The sequence below is a fragment of the Lysinibacillus sp. NPDC097195 genome, from assembly GCF_044762075.1.
Taxonomy (GTDB): Bacteria; Bacillota; Bacilli; order Bacillales_A; family Planococcaceae; genus Lysinibacillus.
The window spans coordinates 1-21386 of record NZ_JBIWDP010000010.1 but is presented as its reverse complement, the minus strand read 5'-3'; the positions used below and the strand labels follow the sequence as shown (position 1 = coordinate 21386).

Below are 21386 nucleotides of genomic sequence, written 5' to 3'. Positions count from 1 at the left end.
TAACACTACTATTATACCCCTTGTTTTGAATATTCACACTTAACAGCTATATAAAAAAGACAAATCTACTCACAAACGTAGATTTGTCCTTTTTTTGTCACATATTTCGCTCATTACAAATATGTTTCATTCATTTCATAAATCGTATCGTCGGACGTCCCTTAGCCGTCTCTCATGCAATGAAACGTAGACGTTTTTTCCTTCACAATACTTTTATAAAAATATTATTCAAATAAAAATTAATCAAATAAAGTACTTACTGATTTGTTTTCATATACGCGAGAAATTGCATCTGCCATTAACTTCGCTACAGAAAGCTCAGTAATTTTTGGTGATTTTTTCTCTTCAGAAAGCTGAATTGTATTTGTCACGACTAATTCTTTAATCGCAGAGTTTTCAATACGCTCGATTGCTGGACCAGAAAGTACTGGGTGAGAACAGCAAGCATATACTTCTTTTGCACCAGCCGCACGTAATGCGTCCGCGCCAATAGTAATTGTACCAGCAGTATCGATAATATCATCAATCAAGATTGCCACTTTACCGTCAACATTACCAACGATGTTCATCACTTCTGCAACATTTGGTTTTGGACGACGTTTGTCAATAATTGCAATCGGTGCTTTTAGACGTTCTGCCATTTTACGCGCACGTGTTACACCACCGTGGTCAGGTGAAACAATTACGATTTCTTCTGAAGGGATACCTTTAGATTTGAAGTAATCTGAAAGTAAAGGTACCGCCATTAAGTGGTCGATTAAAATATCGAAGAAACCTTGGATTTGAGGTGCGTGTAAGTCTAAAACGATCACACGTGTTGCACCAGCCGTTTCAAGTAGGTTTGCCACTAATTTAGCTGTAATTGGCTCACGCGCTTTTGCTTTACGGTCTTGACGAGCATAACCATAATAAGGCATTACAACGTTAACTGTACGAGCAGATGCACGTTTTACAGCATCTACCATAATTAAAAGCTCCATTAAATGTTCGTTTACAGGTGCAGAAGTTGATTGCACGATAAACACGTCACAACCACGAATACTTTCTTCAATGCTAATTTGAATCTCTCCATCGCTAAAGTGCTTAACTGAAGATTTCCCTAATTCAACGCCCATTTCTTGCGCAATTTCTTGGGCAAGTGGGTTATTAGAATTGAGTGAAAATATTTTTAATTGTGAGTTTGCATATTGATACGGCATGATGGCCTCCTGTTTAGTTGATAATTATTTTGAATTTAATTTACTTACATAATTCGGCTTGTTTTCTTGTCTTGCACGAGCAATTGCTAGCGCGTCCTCAGGAACTTCTTTTGTAATTGTAGATCCTGCTGCAATAAATGAACCTTTTCCAACTTTCACTGGCGCTACTAAGTTAGTATTACATCCTACAAATACATCGTCTTCAATAATTGTTTGGAATTTATTTTTCCCATCATAGTTTACTGTAATGGAACCACAGCCAACATTGACGTTATTACCTATTTCAGCATCTCCAATATAGCTTAAATGAGATACTTTTGTATCGTTGCCTAGCTTACTTTTCTTTACTTCTACGAAGTTACCGATTTTCACATGGCTTCCGATATCAGAAAGTGGACGTATATGTGCAAAAGGTCCAATTGCTGTATCTTCCGCTATCGTGCTTTCTCGTACAACAGATGAATGCACAGAAGTACGGTCGCCTACACGACTATCGATAATTTGTGTATTTGGACCAATTGTACAATCCTCACCTATGACAGTAGCTCCTTCAATCATAGAGCCTGGTTGAATAATTGTATCACGGCCAATAACTGCATCTGCACTAATATAAGTAGCAGTTGGGTTAACGATTGTTACACCATTACGCATATGACGTTCATTAATGCGTGCACGCATTAACTCTTCGGCTTGCGACAATGCTACACGATCATTGACACCGAGTGTTTCTTCAAAATCATCTGTTACATATGCTTCTACGATTTCGCCTTGTTTTTGTAAAATTTCAATGACATCAGGTAAATAATACTCTCCCTGTGCATTATCATTTTTCACAAGCTTTAATGTCTCAAACAATGCTTTGTTATCGAAGCAATATGTCCCCGTATTAATTTCTTTCACTCGTTGCTGTTCTACAGTTGCATCTTTTTGTTCAACAATTTGCTCCACCTGTCCGTTTTCGCCACGTAAAATACGACCATAGCCAGTTGGATTATCAGCAACAGCTGTTAAAATTGTTGCTTTTGCATTGTTTGCTTGGTGATGCTCAAACAAAGCTTTCATCGTTTCAGGGCGAATAAGTGGTGTATCACCGCACACAACGAGTGTTGTGCCTTGCTCGTTACCTAAAATGGACTCTGCTTGTTGTACTGCATGTGCTGTACCTAATTGTTCAGCTTGTAAAACATACTCGCTCTTATCTCCAAGTTGTTGTTTTACTTTTTCTGCCCCATGTCCTACAACCGTTACGATGCGATTCACATCTAACGTTTGAATGTGATCCACTACATGCTGTACCATTGGCTTCCCACATACTGGATGGAGCACTTTATATAATTTGGACTTCATACGTGTACCTTGACCTGCAGCCAAAATGACAGCAAAAATATTGCTCATCAGTAAGTCCTCCAATACGCTCATTTTCTCTTATGACTATATAGCAAAATTCATCTATTTTCAAGGCATGTAACATTGACTAAACGGTGAATTCCTAAATCGAATACTCCATATGCTCGAATGGTATGAGCTATGTACTGAAATCTGCTCTTTTTCTCTTTTTTGAAAAATAAAAAAGAACTCCTTAGTCATTGAGGAGTTCTTTTTGCTTGCATCACCAAAAGGATACTATTTTGTAAATAACCTTTAAATGACCATTTATTTCTAAAAAATTATACGCCAATTCCTTCTAATTCCGTTGCTTGTTCTAACTCTGGCATATCGCTAGAGTTATGGTACGCGTTTAAAATAATCTCTTGAATTTTGTTACGAGTTGTTGAATTGATAGGATGTGCAATATCTCTAAATTCGCCATCTGGTGTACGTTTACTCGGCATAGCGACAAATAAGCCTGTATTCCCATCAATAACGCGGATATCATGTACCACAAACTCATTGTCGAGTGTAATGGAAGCAATCGCACGCATGCGACCATCCGTTTGTACATGACGTAATCTTACATCAGTAACTTCCATTTTCTCACCACCTCTCATCTTAGATGCCTAATTGAAAATATTATCTTTCTATTACCGAATATTTTCCTTTTTATAGTCTACCAAATTTTCTAAAAAATTTGAATACTTCACTTTTATTTCTTTATAATAATTTCTTAAGTTGACGGCAAATATGACAATTGTTTGTCAAAATTATAAAAACTAATCTATTATCCGTGAATTAGCATACTTCACCCTACTCGAAATCCCCTATACAAATCTTTACTTTCCCATGCATGCGGATTCAGTTTGCACACAGTGCCGCTGTTTGCCAAAGCACCGCACGTCAAAATGTTAAAGGAGTATCTATTTATAATTAAAAAAGCCCTTTAAAAGAACTTTTACTCTTTTAAAGGGCTTGTACTTATTTTTACTTAACGATGGCGATAACTTCTATTTCTACTTTCACATCTTTTGGTAGACGTGCTACTTCTACTGCTGAACGAGCTGGCTTATGCTCTCCAAAGTGACTAGCATATACTTCATTCATTGCAACGAAGTCATTCATATCTTTCATAAAGACTGTTGTTTTTACAACATTGTCTAGTGATGAGCCTGCAGCTTCTAGTACTGCTTTTAAATTAGCAAATATTTGATGCGTTTGAGCGACAATATCACCTTCCACTAGTTCACCTGCTGCAGTTAATGGAATTTGACCTGAACTATAAAACATCCCATTTACGACGATTCCTTGCGCATATGGACCAATTGCTGCTGGTGCATTCGTTGTAGATACTACATTCATTTGTCATTTCTCCCTTTTTGTAAAATAGTTGCCTTCACTCAATGCGATTGTTCGATCTTTTTCATTGACCTCATGAAGCTTTACAAGTGAATAGTAATCATCTACTAAAGTTTCATCTGCATGTTCTGCTTCAACAAGCACCGCGATGCCTGCTAATTGACAGTCAAACTCTTCTAATAGATTTTTCATACCGTTCATCGTACCGCCGACTTTCATAAAGTCATCGGTAATCAGTACACGTTGTCCACTTTTCATGCTTCTTTTAGATAATACCATTGTCTGAATTCTTCGAGAAGAACCAGATACGTAGTTTATGCTGACTGTAGAACCTTCTGTTACTTTGCTATCTCTACGGACAACAACAACCGGTACATTCAAATGCCTTGCAATCGCGTGCGCAATAGAGATACCTTTCGTTGCTACTGTCATAATGACATCAATTTGTTGGTCAGCAAATGCTGATGCAAAAACCTTTCCAACTCGGTTAATTAAGTCTGGATTGCCCAATAAATCCGTCATAAATAAATAGCCACCAGGTAACAAACGATCTGAATGTTCCAGCTCTGCCTTTAAATCCTGTATGACTAAACGAACTTCTTCCTTGGACATTTTAGGAATATACTTTACACCACCTGCAGCCCCTGGCACTGTTATCAATAACCCGATTCCTTTTTCTTCGAAAGTTTCTTTTACAATCGTTAAATCTTCACTAATAGAAGACTTTGCTGATTGATATAATTCTGAAAAATAAGTTAGCGGGATCAGCTGATGTGGATGTTCTAGTAAATAATACGTCATATCAACTAGTCGTTCACTACGCTTCCATTTCATGCGACCCTCTCCTAAACACGAATATTTATAGGTAAAATTAACACAATTATGCGATTTTAAGCAAGCGTATTCCGCTCACCTAATATACGTACAGCATATACTTCTTCACAAAAACCTCTTAAACCATTGTAAATGCGGCTAACACGCGCCTCACTATCCACAAGACCAAAGACCGTTGGACCGCTTCCGCTCATTAACGTAGCATCTGCTCCAAAACGTTTCATTTGTTCTTTTAGCATAATCACCTCTGGGTGTAGCTTAAATGTTACAGTTTCCAAAACATTACCTAAAGATGCACATAGTAGTTCATAGTTATCAGTTTCAATTGCCTGAATCATTTGCTTAGTATTAGGATGCTCTAGTCCTTCAACTTTTAAGCCACCATATACTTCTGCTGTCGATACACCGATTTTTGGTTTAGCTAATACAACCCAACAACTTGGCGGTGCCGGTAATTCTTGAATCTTCTCTCCTCGCCCTGTTGCTAGTGCTGTACCTCCGTACACACAAAAAGACACATCTGAACCTATTTTAGCACCAAGCTCAGCAAGCTCGTCTATCGATAGCTTTAACTGCCAAAGCTCATTTAATCCTTTTAGTGTCGCCGCAGCATCACTACTACCACCAGCAAGACCTGCTGCAATCGGTATTTCTTTTTCAATTGTAATGGATACACCCTGTCTAATGCCGTATGTATCTTTTATAAGACGCGCTGCTTGATAAGCAAAATTGCGATGATCATTTGGAACGAAATTATCTGTTGAAATAATTTCAATTACCCCATCTTCTCGAGATTCTAAGCTAATTCGGTCTGCCAAATCGACAGTCGTCATGACCATCTCCACTTCGTGATAATTATCTGGTCGTTTATAAAGAACATCTAATGTTAAATTAATTTTTGCAGGCGCCTTTACATAAAGCATCTTACTTCCTCCCTCATAACTACACGCAGAAACAGCCATTCATTTTTCGCGCAAGATAATTCATTTTATTTTACCATAATGAGAAAGCAAACTGAAAAAAGAACCGTTTTAGAACGGTTCTCTTTCGTCAGTTGTTGTTTTGTTGTGTTCAGCAGAGAATCACTTCTTCGCTAAATGAAGTAAAAATGTAAGCAATCTATTTTATGCGCAGTACTTTACTTACGCTCTTGCTCGCTGCTTGCAGCTCTTTCAGCCATTTCAATGGCACGTTTCACCATATTACCAGCATCTCGAGCTTTAATGCCGCCCCAACCTTCTTTTTGCACAACATCATAAAATCCAAGTTCTTTGGCGATCTCTTCTTTTAAACGAGGTGACATGATACCTTTTCTAGGCATATAAACTCCTCCTTTAACAACTGACGACATTAGTATGTCCGATAAAACGAAAAACACTCATGTAGTTTTTAACATACATGAGCGCTTCAAAATATAGAAATAAGTACTAGAAACTATTTCGCGACAGCAGCCTGTGCTTCGTCTAAAAATGTAATCTCTACTGCCTCAGTTAAAATATCTGTGTAGCTATACGATACGCGCTTGCACGTATTGTCTTCTTGATCAAGCTCTACTACAAAAATTGCACGATATGTTTCACGCAATATCCCTGCACACTCGACCGTTTTCTTGCGACCACCGTTTGCTTTTAATTGCAAACGTTTACCCAAATGACAATCCAACGACTTTTTAATGTCCGCTAAAGTTTTTGGCATTTTCGCTTACACCTCACTAATAATTAGTATAAGTGATAAGCCCAAAAATGTCAACAAAATATAATATTTTATCAGCCCTTTATAAATGTTGTCAACTTATTTTTTTTGAAAAAATACGTTTTTTTTAAATTTAGAATGAAAATGTAACATTTTTTTACTTTGCAAAGGTTGGATATAAGGCATCCGCTAACTTTCCAAACTCCTGAATGGAGAGCGTCTCACCACGACGAGTCGGTTCAATATTTACTGATTCTAATGCTTCAATGATTTTATCTTTATTGGCCTTGCCATTTGGTAGACCTGATTGTAAGTTATTTAAAATGGTTTTACGGCGCTGTACAAATGAAGCGCGAGTAACTACGAAAAGGAAATCTTCGTCAATCACCTTTACCGGTGGCTCATCATGCTTAATAAGGCGAATAACGGCTGAATCTACATTTGGTTGTGGCATAAATACCGTTTTCGGCACGGTCATCGCAATTTCAGCCTTGACATAGTATTGAATGGCAATGGATAGTGAGCCATATTCTTTTGTTCCTGGTTTTGCTGTAATACGATCAGCAACTTCTTTCTGCATCATCACGACAAAACCTCGAATTGGTAAACGATCATTTAACAATTTCATTAATATAGGCGTCGTAACGTAATAGGGTAAATTTGCAACGACCATAATATCTTCAATACCTGGCATTTCTTCTTCAATTACTTTTGCCACATCCGCCTTTAAAATATCGGAATGGACGATAGACACATTATTATATGGACTTAATGTATCTGCTAGTACTGGTAATAAGCGCTGATCAATTTCAAATGACACGACCTTTTTTGCACTACGTGCTAAATGTTCTGTTAAAGCACCAATACCAGGTCCTACTTCAATTGCACCACTATTTTCTGTTAAATTTGCATGACTAACAATATTTCTTAAAATATTAGGATCGATTAAAAAGTTTTGCCCTAAGCTCTTTTTAAACGAAAATCCATATTTCTTTAAAATTTCCTGTGTTCGATTTGGTGTTGCAATATCCTTATGCATTATTTTCCTCCTGATCTACCTGTGCGACAGCTGCTCCGAATTGCTGTTCTGTTATTTGAAACATTTTTAATCTTTTATGAAGCTGTTTACCATTTGTTGCACCTATATTTAAGATTTCTCCTAGACGATCACGGCGTCTTTTCGCCGATGGATGACCAATTAAGCGAGCAGTCATTAAATCTTCTAGCGTAATATCATCCGTAATGGATTCGGTGCTATTTGGCGTATAGACGAGACGCAATGCTTCACGAATATCTTCATCTGCCGCATGTTCAATACCTAAACCTTTACCATTTTTCGCAATAGTTTTAGCCTTTGGTAAGAAAGCATGTTTTACACCTTCTACACGTTGTTCAATAATGGCACGTATTCGCCGTCCAGGATAATCCGGATCAGTAAAAACAATGACACCTCGTTTATCTTGTGCATGCTGAATACGTTTAAGCGTTTCTTCAGAAATAGCCGAACCATTTGTTTCAATAGTATCTGCCTGAACAGCCCGCTTAATCGCCGTTGTATCATCTTTTCCTTCTACGACTATCACTTCTTGTATTTGCAAAAAGGCTCCTCTTTTCTACCTTATCTTCAGACCATTTTACAACTGCCCTGAACGATTGTACAGAAATACAAGGCTCAACTGTTATATACATGAAAAAAGCTTTCCCGCCAGTCAATACAGGAAAGCCAATGCTTAGTGAAAACATTTTGTTATTTTTTACATTTTTTTTAATTTAATACTTTAATGCGCACTTTCTTACGTCCCCATTTACGCGCTTGGGCATCTGATTGTACTAGTATGTCGATCTTATTACCCTTAATTGAACCACCAGTATCTCCAGCAATCGCTGTTCCATAGCCTTCAACCCATACTTTTGAGCCAAGTTTAATAACAGATGGATCTACTGCGATGACCTTTAAGCCAGAATCCGAACGTAAGTTAATGCCAGTAGCTGATTTCCCTGAACAACCGTTACAATATGGTGTATACGCTGTTGCAGTTACATAAAATTCTTTCCCACTAGCAGGCTCCGCTGAACCACGAGATACAGTTGTCGCACTCGCTACTAATTTTTTAGTACCAACAGCAACTACTTGTTTCTTTGGCTCATTTATGACTTTTTCAGTTTGTAAATTTTTTGTCACAATTTTGCCGTTCTCTTTCACGACTTCATACGTTCGAGAAATTTTGCCTTTCTCGCCCGTCGTTACGATTTTTTCTTTACCTTTTTGCAATGAAGCATCCTGCTTCTTTTCAATTGTGAAATCTAAAGAGTCTTCCACTACATCGATAACCTTTTCTACGCGAACTACTGCGATTTTACTCTCTGGAGTGATAACGTCCTCCAGGTTATTCTCGACACGATCGAATTCATTAAGTTGAATTCCTTGTTGTTTTAAAAAGTTAGCGACCGTAGTCGAAGTGGACCAAACTTGTCTGTTCTCTAACCCATCGACAAGCGTTACCTGAAACGCTCTTTGAATATCGATTTTGTTATCTGCTCCTACTTCTGTATCTAAACCTTGCACTAATGCATCATGCTCTGATACTTCGATATTTGCTTCCTTCAAAATGTCCTTCACTAGTTTTTCAGTTGTCCAAACTTTTGACTGATTTCCATCAACTGAAATTGTTACTTCTTTTGCCTGTTCCCAATTAATTGCTAAACCATTAACAATTTTGGCATTCAGAGAGGGTGATATTTTGTCATGCGCTGCTACGTCTATATTTTGATTTTGTAATAGTTCTTCTACAGTTTTAGCATGTGTTGATACTTCAATTGTTTCTCCGTTAGCGTTAAGCGTTACGGATTTTTTAGTACCTTGGAAAAGTACGAATGAAATTACTGACACAAACAGGACAAGTGAAACAATTCTTATCACTGTTTGCTTACTCCTCAATGATCCTAAGAACAAGTTTTTCATGGAATTATTTGACATGAAAAAACGCCTCCTTAATACAAAGTTGGATTATACGGACTAGATTTAGCACTGTCAACCCGAATGTATTTCAAAAAAATTTGACCATGCTATTTTAGCCAACCGCAAACACTGTATTGGAGGCACTTTAGCTAGTTAAACGTCAATCCTAAAAAATTTTTTTGCATTGGCAGTCGTTACTTGTGCCACTTCCTCGATTGGTAATTCTTTTAAACGTGCAATTTCTTCTGCAACTAATGGCACCAATGCTGGTTCATTCCGTTTACCGCGATAGGGATGCGGCGCTAAATAAGGCGCATCTGTTTCAATCATTAAGTGCTCTAAAGGTATCTCTGTAGCCACTTCTTTCGGCATACGCGCATTTTTAAATGTCACTGGACCGCCAAGACTTATCATAAAATTCATCGCAATGCATTGTCGTGCAGTCTCTACACTACCACTGTAACAATGCATGACGCCTCCAACAGAAGCCGCATTCTCTTCACGCAAAATATTGACAACATCTGCAGTTGCATCTCTGTTATGAATAATTATTGGTAAATTTACTTTTTGGGCTAAATGAATTTGCTTACGGAAAAGAGCTTGTTGAACTTCCTTTGGTGACTTGTCCCAATAGTAGTCTAATCCTGTTTCTCCAATGCCAACGACCTTGGGATGTGCCGCCAATTCCTCAATCCATTGTAAATCCTCTTCAGTACAATCAATGGCGTCTACCGGATGCCAGCCAATGACACCGTAAATAAAATCGTATTGTTCTACTAATTCCATCGTTTTTTCAATCGTTTTACGATCAAAACCTACCACTACCATGGTTTCGACCTTTGCTTCAAGCGCACGATCAATGACTTGTTGTAAGTCATCTTGATACTGCTCTGCATTTAAATGGACATGTGTATCGATAAACATTGTCATTCCCCTAACATTGATTTTATTAAAAATTATTATTTCATATTTTTCATACGCATTACAAATTTGTTACAAACAATTTAGTATTGTGACAATACACTTATAAAATTCCGTCAAAACTATTACCATTTACCTAAAATTCGTCAAAATATGCATAGACTAAATTATCTCAGAATAATTAAATGCCCAGTTTTAGCCCAAATTTACAATGGCCTGCTGAATATTTTCTACTCAACAGGCCATTTTCCATTTTTATTTTACTTTTGCACCATTTTCAAGTTTTGGATCAACAGATGCTAGCTTTAAAATTCCATCTTTTTCGCCTGCTAATATCATGCCTTGTGATAATTCACCTCGTAACTTAACAGGTTTCAGGTTGGCAACTACAATTACTTTTTGCCCGACTAATTCCTCAGCTGAATAGTACTTGGCAATTCCCGAAACCACTTGTCGTTGCTCATACCCAAGGTCAACTTGAAGCTTTAATAATTTATCTGCTTTTGGGACTGGCTCACACGCTGTAACCGTTGCCACACGTAAGTCAACTTTCATAAAATCATCAATAGAAATTTCAGGAATTTCTGGAACCTCTACAGCTTTCGATTCTACGCTAGGTTCTTCTTCTTGAGAAGTTTTTACAGATCCACGCATTTCCTCACGAATGTAAGTAATTTCAATTTCACTATCTAAACGAGGGAAAATTGGTGTCCCTTTTTCTTCCACTTTAATGTTTGCTGGAATAGTATTACCGAATGTTTCAATTGTTTCCCATGCTAAAAATTTGTCATCTAGACCCAATTGTTGCAAAATGCGTGTCGGTGTAGCTGTCATAAATGGTTGTAACATGACTGCAATATGATGTAAGCTCTCTGCCAAATTTCGCATAACAGACCCTAATTTTGGTTTGTCCGCTTCATCTTTAGCAAGCACCCATGGTTGTGTTTCATCAATGTATTTATTTGTGCGTGAAACTAGTGTCCAAAGGTCAGCTAACACAACACTAAATTGCATTTTTTCCATACTTTCTTCATATTTAATACGAACTGATTCAGCATGCTCTTTTAATGCCTCATCAAATTCTGTCGATTGAAGATTTTCTGAAGGAATTTGCCCATCAAAATATTTGTTAATCATGGAAATTGTACGGTTTAATAAATTGCCTAAATCATTCGCTAAGTCGAAATTTGTACGTTCAACAAATGACTCTGGAGAAAATACACCGTCAGAACCAAATGGAAGCTCTCTTAATAGGAAGTAACGCGTTGCATCTAGTCCATAACGCTCGATTAGCATTTCAGGATATACAACATTTCCTTTTGATTTAGACATTTTACCGTCCTTCATCATTATAAATCCATGTGCAAAAACCTTTTTTGGCAATGGTAAATCAAGAGCCATTAAGAAGATTGGCCAATAGATTGTATGGAAACGTACAATATCTTTTCCAACAACGTGCACATCTGCCGGCCAATATCTGTTAAATAGCGTATCATCTTCTGATAAGTAACCTAATGAAGTAATATAATTTGTTAATGCATCTACCCAAACGTAAATTACGTGTTTTGGGTCTCCAGGTACTTTAATACCCCAATCAAATGAAGTACGTGATACTGATAAATCTTCAAGTCCTGGTTTAATGAAGTTATTAATCATTTCATTTTTGCGAGACTCCGGTTCAATGAATTCCGGATTTTCTTCATAATAAGCTAATAGACGATCTGCGTATTTCTTCATATTAAAGAAGTAAGATTCCTCTTTCACTTTATGAACAGCGCGCCCACAGTCCGGACAATTACCGTCTACTAATTGTGTCTCTGTAAAGAATGACTCACATGGTGTACAGTACCATCCTTCATACTCGCCTTTATAAATATCGCCGTTATCTAAAAACTTTTGGAAAATCTTTTCGACAGTTTTCGTATGACGTTCTTCTGTCGTTTGAATAAAATCATCATAAGAAATGTCCATTAATGCCCAAAGCTTTTTCGCTGCATCTGCAATTTCATTTACATATTCCTGAGGATGCTTGCCAGCTTCTGCAGCTTTTTCTTGAATCTTTTGTCCGTGCTCATCCATTCCTGTTAAGAAACGCACATCATAACCACGTAAACGTTTATAGCGTGCTATCGTATCAGACGCCACCGTTGTGTACGCAGTACCAATATGAAATTTTCCACTTGGATAGTAAATCGGGGTTGTTATATAGAATGTTTTGTTTTGTTCGCTCACGAGAACTGCCTCCAATGTTTCACAGTATAATATCTATTCTAACGAAGTACGAAATTCGTTTCAATGAAAGTTTATTAAACGCGAAAAATGTCGAAAATTATTCTAATCCATTTAATGTATTTTATAAGAAGCTTTTTTACTATAAAATAAAATCTATAATAAAAACCTTTTAAAAAAATGAATATAACAGTTTTCTTCTCAAAAATTTTTAGAAATCAGAGATTATTACTGTATTAATTAATTGACGTTTATGGCATTACTTGGTATGATAACTATCAGACAAGGAAATAATGTCGAAATTTGACGAAACACAATATAACTTTTACTTATAGGAGGAAAAATAATTATGAAATCAACAGGTATCGTTCGTAAAGTCGATGAATTAGGTCGTGTGGTAATTCCTATCGAACTTCGCCGTACATTAGGTATCGCTGAAAAAGACGCTTTAGAAATCTACGTTGACGATGACAAAATCATCTTAAAAAAATATATGCCAAATATGACATGTGCTGTAACTGGTGAAGTTTCTGATGATAACTTCCGTCTAGTTGGAGGCAAATTAATTTTAAGCCCAGAAGGCGCAGAAATGTTAATGAATGAAATCCAATCTAGCTTAAAAAAATAATTTCTTTAGAGCACCTAAATCGAACAGCGGTTTAGGTGTTTTTATTTTTTGATAAAAATTTCTTTTTATAATGGAAAAATAATAAACTTTCTTCCCTTATAATGTCCATGTCAGACTTCTTTTATTAAGATTACTCTTTTTTACCATTATTATCAATTTTATTTTAATAAAGAAAATAGCAGGAAGTTGTATAAAAGCATTAAAAAAAGTTGCCTCCATGGAGACAACCTTCGCTATTGATGCTTACTCACTATGGTAGGCATTATAAATATCTCGCTTAGCTACTTGACGTAGTTTTGCGACTTCTTTTATTGCTTCTTTTGATGTCATACCTGTTTCTGTAATAATATAATCAACATGTTCTATAACGCTCATAGCTATCCAGTAGGCTTCTTCTTGTATGTCTTCTTCTGCATTTTGATTTCCTTCTAAGACAATGCAAAATTCTCCTCGTATTTCCTCTGACTGTGACCATGTCACCGCTTCTGTTAATGTACCTCGGAGAAACTCTTCAAATTTCTTTGTCAATTCACGTGCTAACACAATACGACGATTGCCAAGAATCATTTCCATATCCTTTAACGTTTCTTTTAGGCGATGGGGCGCCTCGTAAAATAAAATCGTTTCTTGTCGCTTTTTTAATTGCTCTAATTGTTGGCGTCTCTCTTTTTTTCCACGGTTTAAAAAGCCGTAAAAGAAAAATGGCTGTGGTGTTAAACCAGAAGCAATTAAAGCCGAAAGGGCCGCATTGGCGCCTGGTACTGGTACGACCGCAATTCCTTCGGCTATTGCTTTGACAACAATATCCGCTCCAGGATCAGAAATGCAAGGTAGCCCTGCATCACTTACTAATGCTACCGTTTTCCCTTGGCGTAAAAACCCTAATAATTTCTCTCCCCCAGCATCGATATTATGTTCATGATAACTCACAAGAGGTGTTTCAATTTCAAAATAATTGCAAAGCTTTTTTGTATTACGTGTATCTTCAGCAGCGATTACATCTGCTTCCTTTAAAAGACGTAATGCACGTACACTCATATCTTCTAAATTCCCAATGGGCGTAGCTACTAGATATAAGCAGCCTTGCTGATCGTGCATTGTACTTTTTTGTGATTTCACGATTTATCCCTCCCCATATATTTCGTTTTTTGCATCCTTGTTAACTGCTTAAAAGCATATTCTGCCCGCATCGCTTCTTGTTTTGTGTCGAAAGCTTCGACATAAATACATTCCACTGGTCCACGTGCTTTTGTATATTTTGCCCCTTTACCTGCATTATGTGTCGCCACTCGCTTTTCTACATTATTTGTATAACCAGCATAGTACGACTTGTCCGCACATTCTAATACATAAAAGAAATGGCTATTGTTTTTTTCCATAAAGCATTTCTCTCACTTCGGCTGTATATTCATTGTTGGCATCATAAACATAAAGTGGGGGTAATATTTTTAAATCCGGTTTACCATCCTTTATTCCTTCTATTAATAAAGTGTTGGCTTCCTTTCCTTCTTTTGGATAAATCAATTGCATACGCTTTGGCTCTAATCGATTTGCTCGCATCGCTGTGACAATATCTAATAAACGGCCTGGACGATGAACAAACGCAGCCTTGCCACCTTGTTTTAATAACTTACTTGCAGAGTGGACTGCTTCATCTAGTGTTAAATGTAGTTCATGTCGTGCAATCGCATGATGTTCACTTAAGTTTTTATCACTTGCTTCATGTGCTAAAAAATAAGGCGGATTACATGTTACCACGTCATATTTTTCAATTCCTAATTGTGCGGGAATTTCTTTTACATCGCCAAGTACCATTGCAATTTGTTCTTCTAGGTTATTGTAACGAATACTGCGCTGTGCCATTTCAAATAATCGTGGTTGCAATTCTACCCCTGTAATATGCCCTTTCGTTCTGGCACTTAAAAATAATGGAATGACGCCATTACCCGAACATAAATCAACTATCTTCCCTTTATAATATGGTACGTTGACAAATTTCGAAAGTAACACTGCATCCAATGAGAAAGAAAAGACAGATGGGCTTTGGATAATTCGTAAATCCTCTGCTAACAAATAATCTAGCCTTTCATCATCCTTTAACCAATTTTCCATGAATCTTCCTCCTACTATACAAAACAAAAGACTGACACCACCGAAGCGGGAATCAGTCTTCTATTACACATTTTGCTTATTTAAAAATGATAGACAAAACAGACAGTCTTCACCTTTACGTGAGCTCCCAAAGTGAACATGACAAACGTGGAAGCCCTCTTGGTATAGACGCGCTAAGTTATCATATCCCTCGCCAATATCTAATGGAATCTCTTTCTTCTCATCTGCAGCCTGTACGGTGTTTTCTTTAGAAAGTAGTTCTTCTAGACGTGTACGAAGGTGATGATTTTCTGTTTCGAGTGCCTTATGTTCTTCCATCATTAACGCTACAAATTGCTTCAATGCACCAAATTGCTCCTGCATTGCTTCGAGCTGTTGTTCGAACTCCATAACGGTATCTAAGAAATTACGGTCCTTCACCCAAGCCACCTCGTTAAATTCTCTATCTTATATAAGATTTTTTTCGCATGCTAGCAGTTCCTCTAGTGTATACTCAGCCGTGCGCTCCTGCTCTTGTAAATATACTTGAATAAGTCTTTCCAGCACATTTAAACCTACAACTCTACCACGACCATCTGGTGTCATTGTCATTTCACCAACATCGGGCATACCTTCTTTTGCTTCTTCATATTCATCGTTTTCATACTTCAAGCAGCACATTAAACGACCACATAACCCCGAAATCTTTGACGGGTTTAAAGATAAATTCTGATCTTTTGCCATTTTAATAGACACTGGATCGAAATCACCTAAAAATGTTGAACAACAGAGCATACGACCACATGGACCTATACCACCTAATAATTTTGCTTCATCTCGTACACCGATTTGGCGTAGCTCGATTCGCGTTCTAAAAACAGAGGCTAAATCTTTTACTAAATCCCTAAAATCAACTCGTCCTTCTGCTGTAAAATAAAAAATAATTTTATTACGATCAAATGTATATTCAACATCAACAAGTTTCATCTCTAGTTTATGTTCGATGATTTTTGCGCTTGCTAGTTCAAATGCCCGCTTTGACTCGATTGCATTTTCTTCAACTTGAATACGATCACGTTCATCTGCTGGTCGTAGAACTTGTTTAAGTGGTAATACGACATCATTTTCTCCTACTACTTTTTGAGGGACAACTACTTTACCATATTCTATACCACGAGCTGTCTCTACAATGACATATTGACTGTCCTCTAGTAGAAATGATGCTGGATCAAAATAATATATTTTACCCGCTTTTTTAAAGCGGATTCCTACTACATTATACAAATGTATATCCCTCCTGCAGATTTAGCATTAGCTGCTCCATCATTAACGTCCTATTCATGTTACGCTGTAAAGATGCGCGCGCCTGTAAAATGGACTCCATTTGGCTAGATAGGCGTTCGAAAGTCGAATGTAACGCGATTTCTTTAAAAGTCTGTAACATGTCTGGATAAGTACATGCTGCTTCGGGATTAGCTTTTATTGACACTATATCACGGTAAGCAAATAGTAGTAAATCCAATGCTTGCTCCATTTCGCTTTTTTCCTTAAACAAAGGCAACCATTCCTCATGTACAACAATCATCGCTTCATGTACATTTTGGCGTATCGCCTCTACTAATTTTAACACTGTTTTTCTAGCCTGTGCAAACTGCTCATCTTTTGCTAAAAAAATAGCTGTTTCGAGCTCATTCGTCATCATGCTAACAGTAGAAGCCATCGAATGAGAAATATCGTTTTCTTGCAAATGCTTTAACAATACTTGTCTAGGCAATTTTTGAAATTTAATATGCTGACAGCGCGAACGAATTGTAGGCAATATCGATTGCATTTGCTCTGTTAACAAAATAGCCGTAACTTCCCCATCCGGTTCTTCTAAAAACTTTAATAGCATGTTGGCAGAAGCTATATTAAGACGGTCTGCATGATGAAGTACATAAATTTTACGTCCTTGCTCAACACCCATCATTTTCATTTCAGCAATTAGTTCCCGTATTTGATCAATTTTTATAAATTGACCCTCAGGATAAATTTGATGAATATTCGGATGATTGCCCGAATCAACACGTCTGCAATTTCGACATGTTTCACATGGAACATTTTCATGTGGTTGTTCACATAGCATTAATTTTACAAAAAAATGCATAATATCCACTTTGCCTGTCCCTTTTTCGCCATCAAAAATGTATGCATGGGCTAATCTATTTTTGTCAAAAATCGTTTGAAGCTGCTTCATTACAACTGGCTGTAGTGTGAAAAGCTCTTCAACATTCTTCGCCATTTTTTATTAAATTCCTTCCTATATCAATAAAGCCTTCTGGACTTGTAGTTTTAATTTTTTGGAGATCAAACGCTCCACCTAATATGTTTTTGCGGAATAAACATCCTACTGATCAAATTTGAAAAAAGCCCGCGCCTACAAGTGAACAAGACACGGGTTTTACATATATAGATTAATTAAAAGACCTTTAATCTCTCCGATTTTATCGAGAAGGTCAATCGCTTCCTTTTCTTCATCTAAAATATCTTGTGCAAGTTCAACAAGACGTGAATCAATTGTTTCAATAATTTTTAAACGTCTTCCTTCACCAAAGCGATTCCATGTATGTGATTGTTTTAATTCCATTCCATGTTCTACAGTTTCCTGTAAAAAACGCTTCACAAGCATTTTAAAACGTGCAAGCTCTCGCAAATTACGCGATCTTGCAACACGGTCACCAGCAGTAGAAATATCCCCCAACAATCGTGTTAATTGTTCGGTTTGCAATTTAGAACCTTGCTTTACGACCATATCACCAAATCGGTTGTTTTGATTTGTATTTTGTAGAGGCTCTGTACGATTAGTATTTAACCCGACCCGTATATCTTGATTGATCTTCAAGCTGCTTTCGCCTCCCAATTGCTTTCTTCATCAAATTCTTTCTTTGCGAATTTGTACTGCCTGCTTGGCACCTCTTACTAAACAACATAGTCATTGACTATGCTGCAAGTTTATCAACGACTGTTAAAAATGGTGAAATTGTTCAATCGGTAAAACAAATACAGTTGCTCCCCCTACCTCAACCTCCACTGGATAAGGTATATAGGAATCTGCATTACCACCTAATGGTGAAACAGGTGCCACCAATTGTTCACGCGCTCGACAATTATCACGGATAATATCTAAAACTTTGGGTATAAGAGAGTCCTCTGTTCCAATTAGAAACGTCGTATTACCTGAGCGTAAAAAGCCCCCTGTACTCGCTAATTTTGTTGCGCGAAACTGATTTTTCGTTAAAGCATTCGATAAGCGGCTACTATCCTGATCTTGTACCACAGCTACAACTAACTTCATTCGCACTCACCCCTTTTATATAATTGGCCTTGATAGAATTTATTGAAAAACAGTAATCAATCAATGCAATTTCCATTGAGTATGGATTGCCTCAGTAAAATCCACTGCTTTTAACATAATGCTTTCTAACTTCGGTTATCGTCACCGTTAATTGCTAGGCAAGTTACATTCTTCTTAGCACCTATATGGAAAAGTTTCTTCTATCCGATACAGTTCATCTGTCATTGGATGTTACCATTATATCACAATATGGTGGCCAACTTCATGTTTTTACTGTATTGCTTCACATAATAATGCCCATACATCCTCAACTACACGCTCAATACTTTGGTCTGCATTGACGACATTTATACGCTCTGGATATCTGTTTACTAATTGCAAATATCCTTCACGCACCTTTTGATGGAATGCCAAGCTTTCTACATCGAGGCGGTTTACTTCTCGATCCCCATGAGCGTGAATACGTGCTAATCCTACCTCTGGCGAAATATCAAATAAGATTGTTAAGTCAGGTAATTTTTTTCCGATGGCAAATTCATTAATAGCTAGTACCTCGTCAACACCAATGCCACGTGCATGGCCTTGATAAGCTAATGATGAATCGATAAATCGATCACAAATGACCATTTTACCGGCATCTAAAGCAGGTCTTACTTTTTCAAAATAATGCTGACTTCTAGCTGCAGCATATAATAATGCTTCTGTCCGTTCATCCATTGCTGTGTGCGCTGGGTTTAAAATGATTGTGCGTATTTTTTCCGCGATCTCAATGCCGCCGGGTTCTCTCGTTGCTAATACATCTATATTCTGCTGTGCTAATCGTTCAGCGATTTTTTGGATAATCGTTGTTTTACCAGCACCTTCTGGACCTTCAAAAGTAATAAATAAATTGCAATTCATGCTGTTATTGCCTCCAACTATTTAATGACCTCAATCATTTTCTCTTCTAACCGGTGATTTCCTTGGAACGTTGCACCTGTTGCAAGTAATTCCTCTAATTGACTAAGTTTAGCCACTGTAATTTTTTCACCTGGAACAAGCAATGGTATACCAGGTGGATAAGGAATAATCATACTTGCAGCCGTACGTCCCATTGTTCGCATATAAGGTAGCCATTCCTTCTCCATATTTGCTATTTCATCAAACGAATACATCGGTTCTGTAATGGCTACAAAATTGTATGCACTTTGTGATACAGCTTGAATCGCCGCTTTTTCCGTGTTTAATAATGCTGTAACAGCTTCTTTAATTCGAACACGTATATCTGCAAACGGATAACTATGGCCCTGCTTTAAAAGTGGCAATACAAGTAAAACTTGATGTGCATCAGCAAGCTCTGCATAAACCTGCTTAGTTTCTAATGCCTCTTGTAATTGATAGCCGCTATAACCGTTTACACGTAGCAATAACTTTATCGGATCATCTACTTCAATAACTTCCAATGAGCCAATTGCACGCAATGCTTCAGCCCATTGATTTTTTTTCTCTATTATATATGCACCATCACTCTCCATATATGTCTGTATATAATAGCGTGCATCATCTAAAGAAGCTAACAATATATATGAAGGACTGCTGGACTGTAACATGCGTAAATAGTGATGGATGCGCTCAACATTCACTATTTCTGAATTCACATGCATAAAGGAAGCCATTGTCATAGCGGGCAACGTTTTGTGTGCAGACTGTACAACCACATCAGCCCCAAATGTCAGTGCAGATGGCTGAAATAAAGAGCAGGCGCTAAAATGAGCCCCATGAGCCTCATCCACCAACACAGGTATGCTTTTCTCATGACAATATGCTACTTGCTGTGCTATCTCTTTAGAAGTCATACCGTAATATGTAGGATACGTTAAAACTACTGCCTTAGCATCTGGATAACAATCTACCGCCTGTTTTAAATCGTGATAGGAGACATGTGTTGCTGTTAATGTTCGTTCATCCCACGCTGGAGATACATATACAGCTTTCGCACCCACTAGTTCAATTGCGTGAAATATAGATTTGTGTGCATTACGTTGTACAATAATAGTATCGCCGCGTTTACATGTAGCATAAATCATTGCCAAATTTCCTACCGTAGAGCCACCTACTAAGAAAAAGCTTTTCATCGCACCGTATGTATCTGCTAGCAAATTTTCTGCCTCTAAAATCATTTCTTCAGGATAATGCAAGTCATCTAGTCCTGTTAATTCGGTAACATCATAGCGCATAATATCTTTAAAAGCTTGTGGTAATTTTGATAATTCCCCATGCTTATGTCCTGGCACATGAAAGGATATATTTTGTTGTTGTCGAAAACGCTCTAAACCTTCTACAATTGGCTTTTTCTTTTGCAAAACAAGACACCCTTTTTTCGTTTTATTATTCTTTAATTATACGGGAATTTGGCGGGATAAAAAAGCTATCCTATAAAATAGAATAGCCTAGAAGCGTTTTGACAAAAAATTCTTTTATTATCGTATCATCGACAAGCTTCTTTACGGAACGGCTTTGGTAGACTGATATTAGAAACGGCATCCTATCAAATGCGTCTCCATTTATCTACTGCTTATTTATATATGCTTCAAATTTCAAGAGTGTCCGTCTAGCCCTTCGAATTACGCTGAATATATACCTATGCAAATACAAAATAAAAAAGACTGAAGAAATCTCTTCAGTCTTTTGCTTGTGCCTAGCGACGTCCTACTCTCACAGGGGGAAGCCCCCAACTACCATCGGCGCTAAAGAGCTTAACTTCCGTGTTCGGTATGGGAACGGGTGTGA

At 37.3% G+C, this 21386-nt stretch carries 24 protein-coding genes and 1 rRNA gene; 1 reads left to right on the top strand and 24 read right to left on the bottom strand.

Annotated elements, in window-relative coordinates; translation table 11 throughout:
* Positions 1–239: 239 nt before the first annotated feature.
* The 13 genes from ACIQXI_RS21375 to metG all read right to left on the bottom strand — a co-directional run bounded on the left by ACIQXI_RS21375 (position 240) and on the right by metG (position 12567).
* Positions 240–1199, bottom strand: a complete 960-nt coding sequence (locus tag ACIQXI_RS21375) for a ribose-phosphate diphosphokinase (RefSeq protein ID WP_340821447.1) — start codon at positions 1197–1199, stop codon at positions 240–242.
* A 24-nt stretch (positions 1200–1223) separates the two neighbouring features.
* Positions 1224–2594: a bifunctional UDP-N-acetylglucosamine diphosphorylase/glucosamine-1-phosphate N-acetyltransferase GlmU gene (gene glmU, locus ACIQXI_RS21370; protein WP_402928460.1), complete on the bottom strand. Its 1371-nt coding sequence runs from the start codon at positions 2592–2594 to the stop codon at positions 1224–1226.
* Between the two features lie 272 nt (positions 2595–2866).
* Positions 2867–3169, bottom strand: a complete 303-nt coding sequence (spoVG, locus tag ACIQXI_RS21365; protein WP_402928458.1) for a septation regulator SpoVG — start codon at positions 3167–3169, stop codon at positions 2867–2869.
* 388 nt (positions 3170–3557) lie between these two features.
* Positions 3558–3932 carry a RidA family protein gene (locus ACIQXI_RS21360; protein ID WP_402928457.1) on the bottom strand — a complete coding sequence of 125 codons (375 nt, stop codon included), beginning with the start codon at positions 3930–3932 and terminating at the stop codon, positions 3558–3560.
* Between the two features lie 3 nt (positions 3933–3935).
* Positions 3936–4763, bottom strand: coding sequence for a pur operon repressor (gene purR / locus ACIQXI_RS21355; RefSeq protein WP_402928455.1), 828 nt, complete (start codon positions 4761–4763; stop codon positions 3936–3938).
* Positions 4764–4819: 56 nt separating this feature from the next.
* Positions 4820–5686, bottom strand: a complete 867-nt coding sequence (ispE, locus tag ACIQXI_RS21350; RefSeq protein WP_402928453.1) for a 4-(cytidine 5'-diphospho)-2-C-methyl-D-erythritol kinase — start codon at positions 5684–5686, stop codon at positions 4820–4822.
* Positions 5687–5901: 215 nt separating this feature from the next.
* On the bottom strand, positions 5902–6084 hold the full coding sequence (locus ACIQXI_RS21345) for a small, acid-soluble spore protein, alpha/beta type (protein ID WP_402928451.1): 183 nt from the start codon (positions 6082–6084) through the stop codon (positions 5902–5904).
* A 113-nt stretch (positions 6085–6197) separates the two neighbouring features.
* Entirely contained in the window at positions 6198–6458 is a 261-nt protein-coding gene (gene veg / locus ACIQXI_RS21340; protein ID WP_010857021.1) for a biofilm formation stimulator Veg, read from the bottom strand.
* A 154-nt stretch (positions 6459–6612) separates the two neighbouring features.
* Positions 6613–7494: a 16S rRNA (adenine(1518)-N(6)/adenine(1519)-N(6))-dimethyltransferase RsmA gene (gene rsmA, locus ACIQXI_RS21335; protein WP_402928449.1), complete on the bottom strand. Its 882-nt coding sequence runs from the start codon at positions 7492–7494 to the stop codon at positions 6613–6615.
* A complete protein-coding gene (gene rnmV / locus ACIQXI_RS21330; RefSeq protein ID WP_402928448.1) occupies positions 7487–8053 on the bottom strand; it encodes a ribonuclease M5 in 567 nt (188 codons plus the stop codon). Before rnmV ends, rsmA begins: the two co-directional genes overlap by 8 nt.
* A 167-nt stretch (positions 8054–8220) precedes the next feature.
* Positions 8221–9432 (bottom strand): resuscitation-promoting factor, encoded by a 1212-nt coding sequence (locus tag ACIQXI_RS21325; protein ID WP_402928446.1) that lies wholly within the window; start codon positions 9430–9432, stop codon positions 8221–8223.
* 135 nt (positions 9433–9567) lie between these two features.
* Positions 9568–10338: a TatD family hydrolase gene (locus tag ACIQXI_RS21320; protein ID WP_402928444.1), complete on the bottom strand. Its 771-nt coding sequence runs from the start codon at positions 10336–10338 to the stop codon at positions 9568–9570.
* Positions 10339–10590: 252 nt separating this feature from the next.
* Positions 10591–12567, bottom strand: coding sequence for a methionine--tRNA ligase (gene metG / locus ACIQXI_RS21315; RefSeq protein ID WP_402928442.1), 1977 nt, complete (start codon positions 12565–12567; stop codon positions 10591–10593).
* A gap of 346 nt (positions 12568–12913) precedes the next feature.
* Between metG and ACIQXI_RS21310 the strand changes: the two genes are divergently transcribed.
* Complete coding sequence (locus ACIQXI_RS21310) at positions 12914–13192, top strand: transition state genes transcriptional regulator AbrB (RefSeq protein ID WP_402928440.1); 279 nt, start codon at positions 12914–12916, stop codon at positions 13190–13192.
* A 243-nt stretch (positions 13193–13435) separates the two neighbouring features.
* Here the strand turns inward: ACIQXI_RS21310 and rsmI are convergent, their stop codons facing one another.
* The 11 genes from rsmI to rrf form a co-directional block, all read right to left on the bottom strand.
* Complete coding sequence (rsmI, locus tag ACIQXI_RS21305) at positions 13436–14311, bottom strand: 16S rRNA (cytidine(1402)-2'-O)-methyltransferase (RefSeq protein WP_402928437.1); 876 nt, start codon at positions 14309–14311, stop codon at positions 13436–13438.
* On the bottom strand, positions 14308–14571 hold the full coding sequence (locus ACIQXI_RS21300) for a GIY-YIG nuclease family protein (RefSeq protein WP_402928434.1): 264 nt from the start codon (positions 14569–14571) through the stop codon (positions 14308–14310). The genes rsmI and ACIQXI_RS21300 overlap by 4 nt, the downstream gene beginning before the upstream one ends.
* Positions 14555–15304: a tRNA1(Val) (adenine(37)-N6)-methyltransferase gene (locus ACIQXI_RS21295; protein WP_402928432.1), complete on the bottom strand. Its 750-nt coding sequence runs from the start codon at positions 15302–15304 to the stop codon at positions 14555–14557. The genes ACIQXI_RS21300 and ACIQXI_RS21295 overlap by 17 nt, the downstream gene beginning before the upstream one ends.
* 63 nt (positions 15305–15367) lie before the next feature.
* A complete protein-coding gene (gene yabA / locus ACIQXI_RS21290) occupies positions 15368–15724 on the bottom strand; it encodes a DNA replication initiation control protein YabA (RefSeq protein ID WP_228134245.1) in 357 nt (118 codons plus the stop codon).
* A gap of 27 nt (positions 15725–15751) precedes the next feature.
* Positions 15752–16567 (bottom strand): PSP1 domain-containing protein, encoded by an 816-nt coding sequence (locus ACIQXI_RS21285; RefSeq protein ID WP_402928431.1) that lies wholly within the window; start codon positions 16565–16567, stop codon positions 15752–15754.
* A complete protein-coding gene (gene holB, locus ACIQXI_RS21280) occupies positions 16560–17564 on the bottom strand; it encodes a DNA polymerase III subunit delta' (RefSeq protein ID WP_402928429.1) in 1005 nt (334 codons plus the stop codon). The genes ACIQXI_RS21285 and holB overlap by 8 nt, the downstream gene beginning before the upstream one ends.
* Positions 17565–17723: 159 nt before the next feature.
* The gene (locus tag ACIQXI_RS21275) at positions 17724–18164 is read right to left on the bottom strand and encodes a YaaR family protein (protein WP_402928428.1); all 441 of its coding nucleotides are present in this window, start codon (positions 18162–18164) and stop codon (positions 17724–17726) included.
* Between the two features lie 123 nt (positions 18165–18287).
* The gene (locus ACIQXI_RS21270; RefSeq protein WP_024362572.1) at positions 18288–18617 is read right to left on the bottom strand and encodes a cyclic-di-AMP receptor; all 330 of its coding nucleotides are present in this window, start codon (positions 18615–18617) and stop codon (positions 18288–18290) included.
* 270 nt (positions 18618–18887) lie between these two features.
* Positions 18888–19517, bottom strand: a complete 630-nt coding sequence (tmk, locus tag ACIQXI_RS21265; protein ID WP_402928426.1) for a dTMP kinase — start codon at positions 19515–19517, stop codon at positions 18888–18890.
* A gap of 17 nt (positions 19518–19534) precedes the next feature.
* Complete coding sequence (locus ACIQXI_RS21260) at positions 19535–20959, bottom strand: aminotransferase class I/II-fold pyridoxal phosphate-dependent enzyme (protein ID WP_402928424.1); 1425 nt, start codon at positions 20957–20959, stop codon at positions 19535–19537.
* Positions 20960–21292: 333 nt separating this feature from the next.
* A 5S ribosomal RNA gene (rrf, locus tag ACIQXI_RS21255) occupies positions 21293–21386 on the bottom strand; the annotation flags it as partial.

What these genes read in the sequence shown, in the direction of transcription:
- ACIQXI_RS21375 (WP_340821447.1), bottom strand. Translation starts at nt 1,199, where the DNA reads ATGCCGTATCAATATGCAAACTCACAATTAAAAATATTTTCACTCAAT.
- glmU (WP_402928460.1), bottom strand. Translation starts at nt 2,594, where the DNA reads ATGAGCAATATTTTTGCTGTCATTTTGGCTGCAGGTCAAGGTACACGT.
- spoVG (WP_402928458.1), bottom strand. Translation starts at nt 3,169, where the DNA reads ATGGAAGTTACTGATGTAAGATTACGTCATGTACAAACGGATGGTCGC.
- ACIQXI_RS21360 (WP_402928457.1), bottom strand. Translation starts at nt 3,932, where the DNA reads ATGAATGTAGTATCTACAACGAATGCACCAGCAGCAATTGGTCCATAT.
- purR (WP_402928455.1), bottom strand. Translation starts at nt 4,763, where the DNA reads ATGAAATGGAAGCGTAGTGAACGACTAGTTGATATGACGTATTATTTA.
- ispE (WP_402928453.1), bottom strand. Translation starts at nt 5,686, where the DNA reads ATGCTTTATGTAAAGGCGCCTGCAAAAATTAATTTAACATTAGATGTT.
- ACIQXI_RS21345 (WP_402928451.1), bottom strand. Translation starts at nt 6,084, where the DNA reads ATGCCTAGAAAAGGTATCATGTCACCTCGTTTAAAAGAAGAGATCGCC.
- veg (WP_010857021.1), bottom strand. Translation starts at nt 6,458, where the DNA reads ATGCCAAAAACTTTAGCGGACATTAAAAAGTCGTTGGATTGTCATTTG.
- rsmA (WP_402928449.1), bottom strand. Translation starts at nt 7,494, where the DNA reads ATGCATAAGGATATTGCAACACCAAATCGAACACAGGAAATTTTAAAG.
- ACIQXI_RS21325 (WP_402928446.1), bottom strand. Translation starts at nt 9,432, where the DNA reads ATGTCAAATAATTCCATGAAAAACTTGTTCTTAGGATCATTGAGGAGT.
- ACIQXI_RS21320 (WP_402928444.1), bottom strand. Translation starts at nt 10,338, where the DNA reads ATGTTTATCGATACACATGTCCATTTAAATGCAGAGCAGTATCAAGAT.
- ACIQXI_RS21310 (WP_402928440.1), top strand. Translation starts at nt 12,914, where the DNA reads ATGAAATCAACAGGTATCGTTCGTAAAGTCGATGAATTAGGTCGTGTG.
- ACIQXI_RS21300 (WP_402928434.1), bottom strand. Translation starts at nt 14,571, where the DNA reads ATGGAAAAAAACAATAGCCATTTCTTTTATGTATTAGAATGTGCGGAC.
- ACIQXI_RS21295 (WP_402928432.1), bottom strand. Translation starts at nt 15,304, where the DNA reads ATGGAAAATTGGTTAAAGGATGATGAAAGGCTAGATTATTTGTTAGCA.
- holB (WP_402928429.1), bottom strand. Translation starts at nt 17,564, where the DNA reads ATGGCGAAGAATGTTGAAGAGCTTTTCACACTACAGCCAGTTGTAATG.
- ACIQXI_RS21270 (WP_024362572.1), bottom strand. Translation starts at nt 18,617, where the DNA reads ATGAAGTTAGTTGTAGCTGTGGTACAAGATCAGGATAGTAGCCGCTTA.
- tmk (WP_402928426.1), bottom strand. Translation starts at nt 19,517, where the DNA reads ATGAATTGCAATTTATTTATTACTTTTGAAGGTCCAGAAGGTGCTGGT.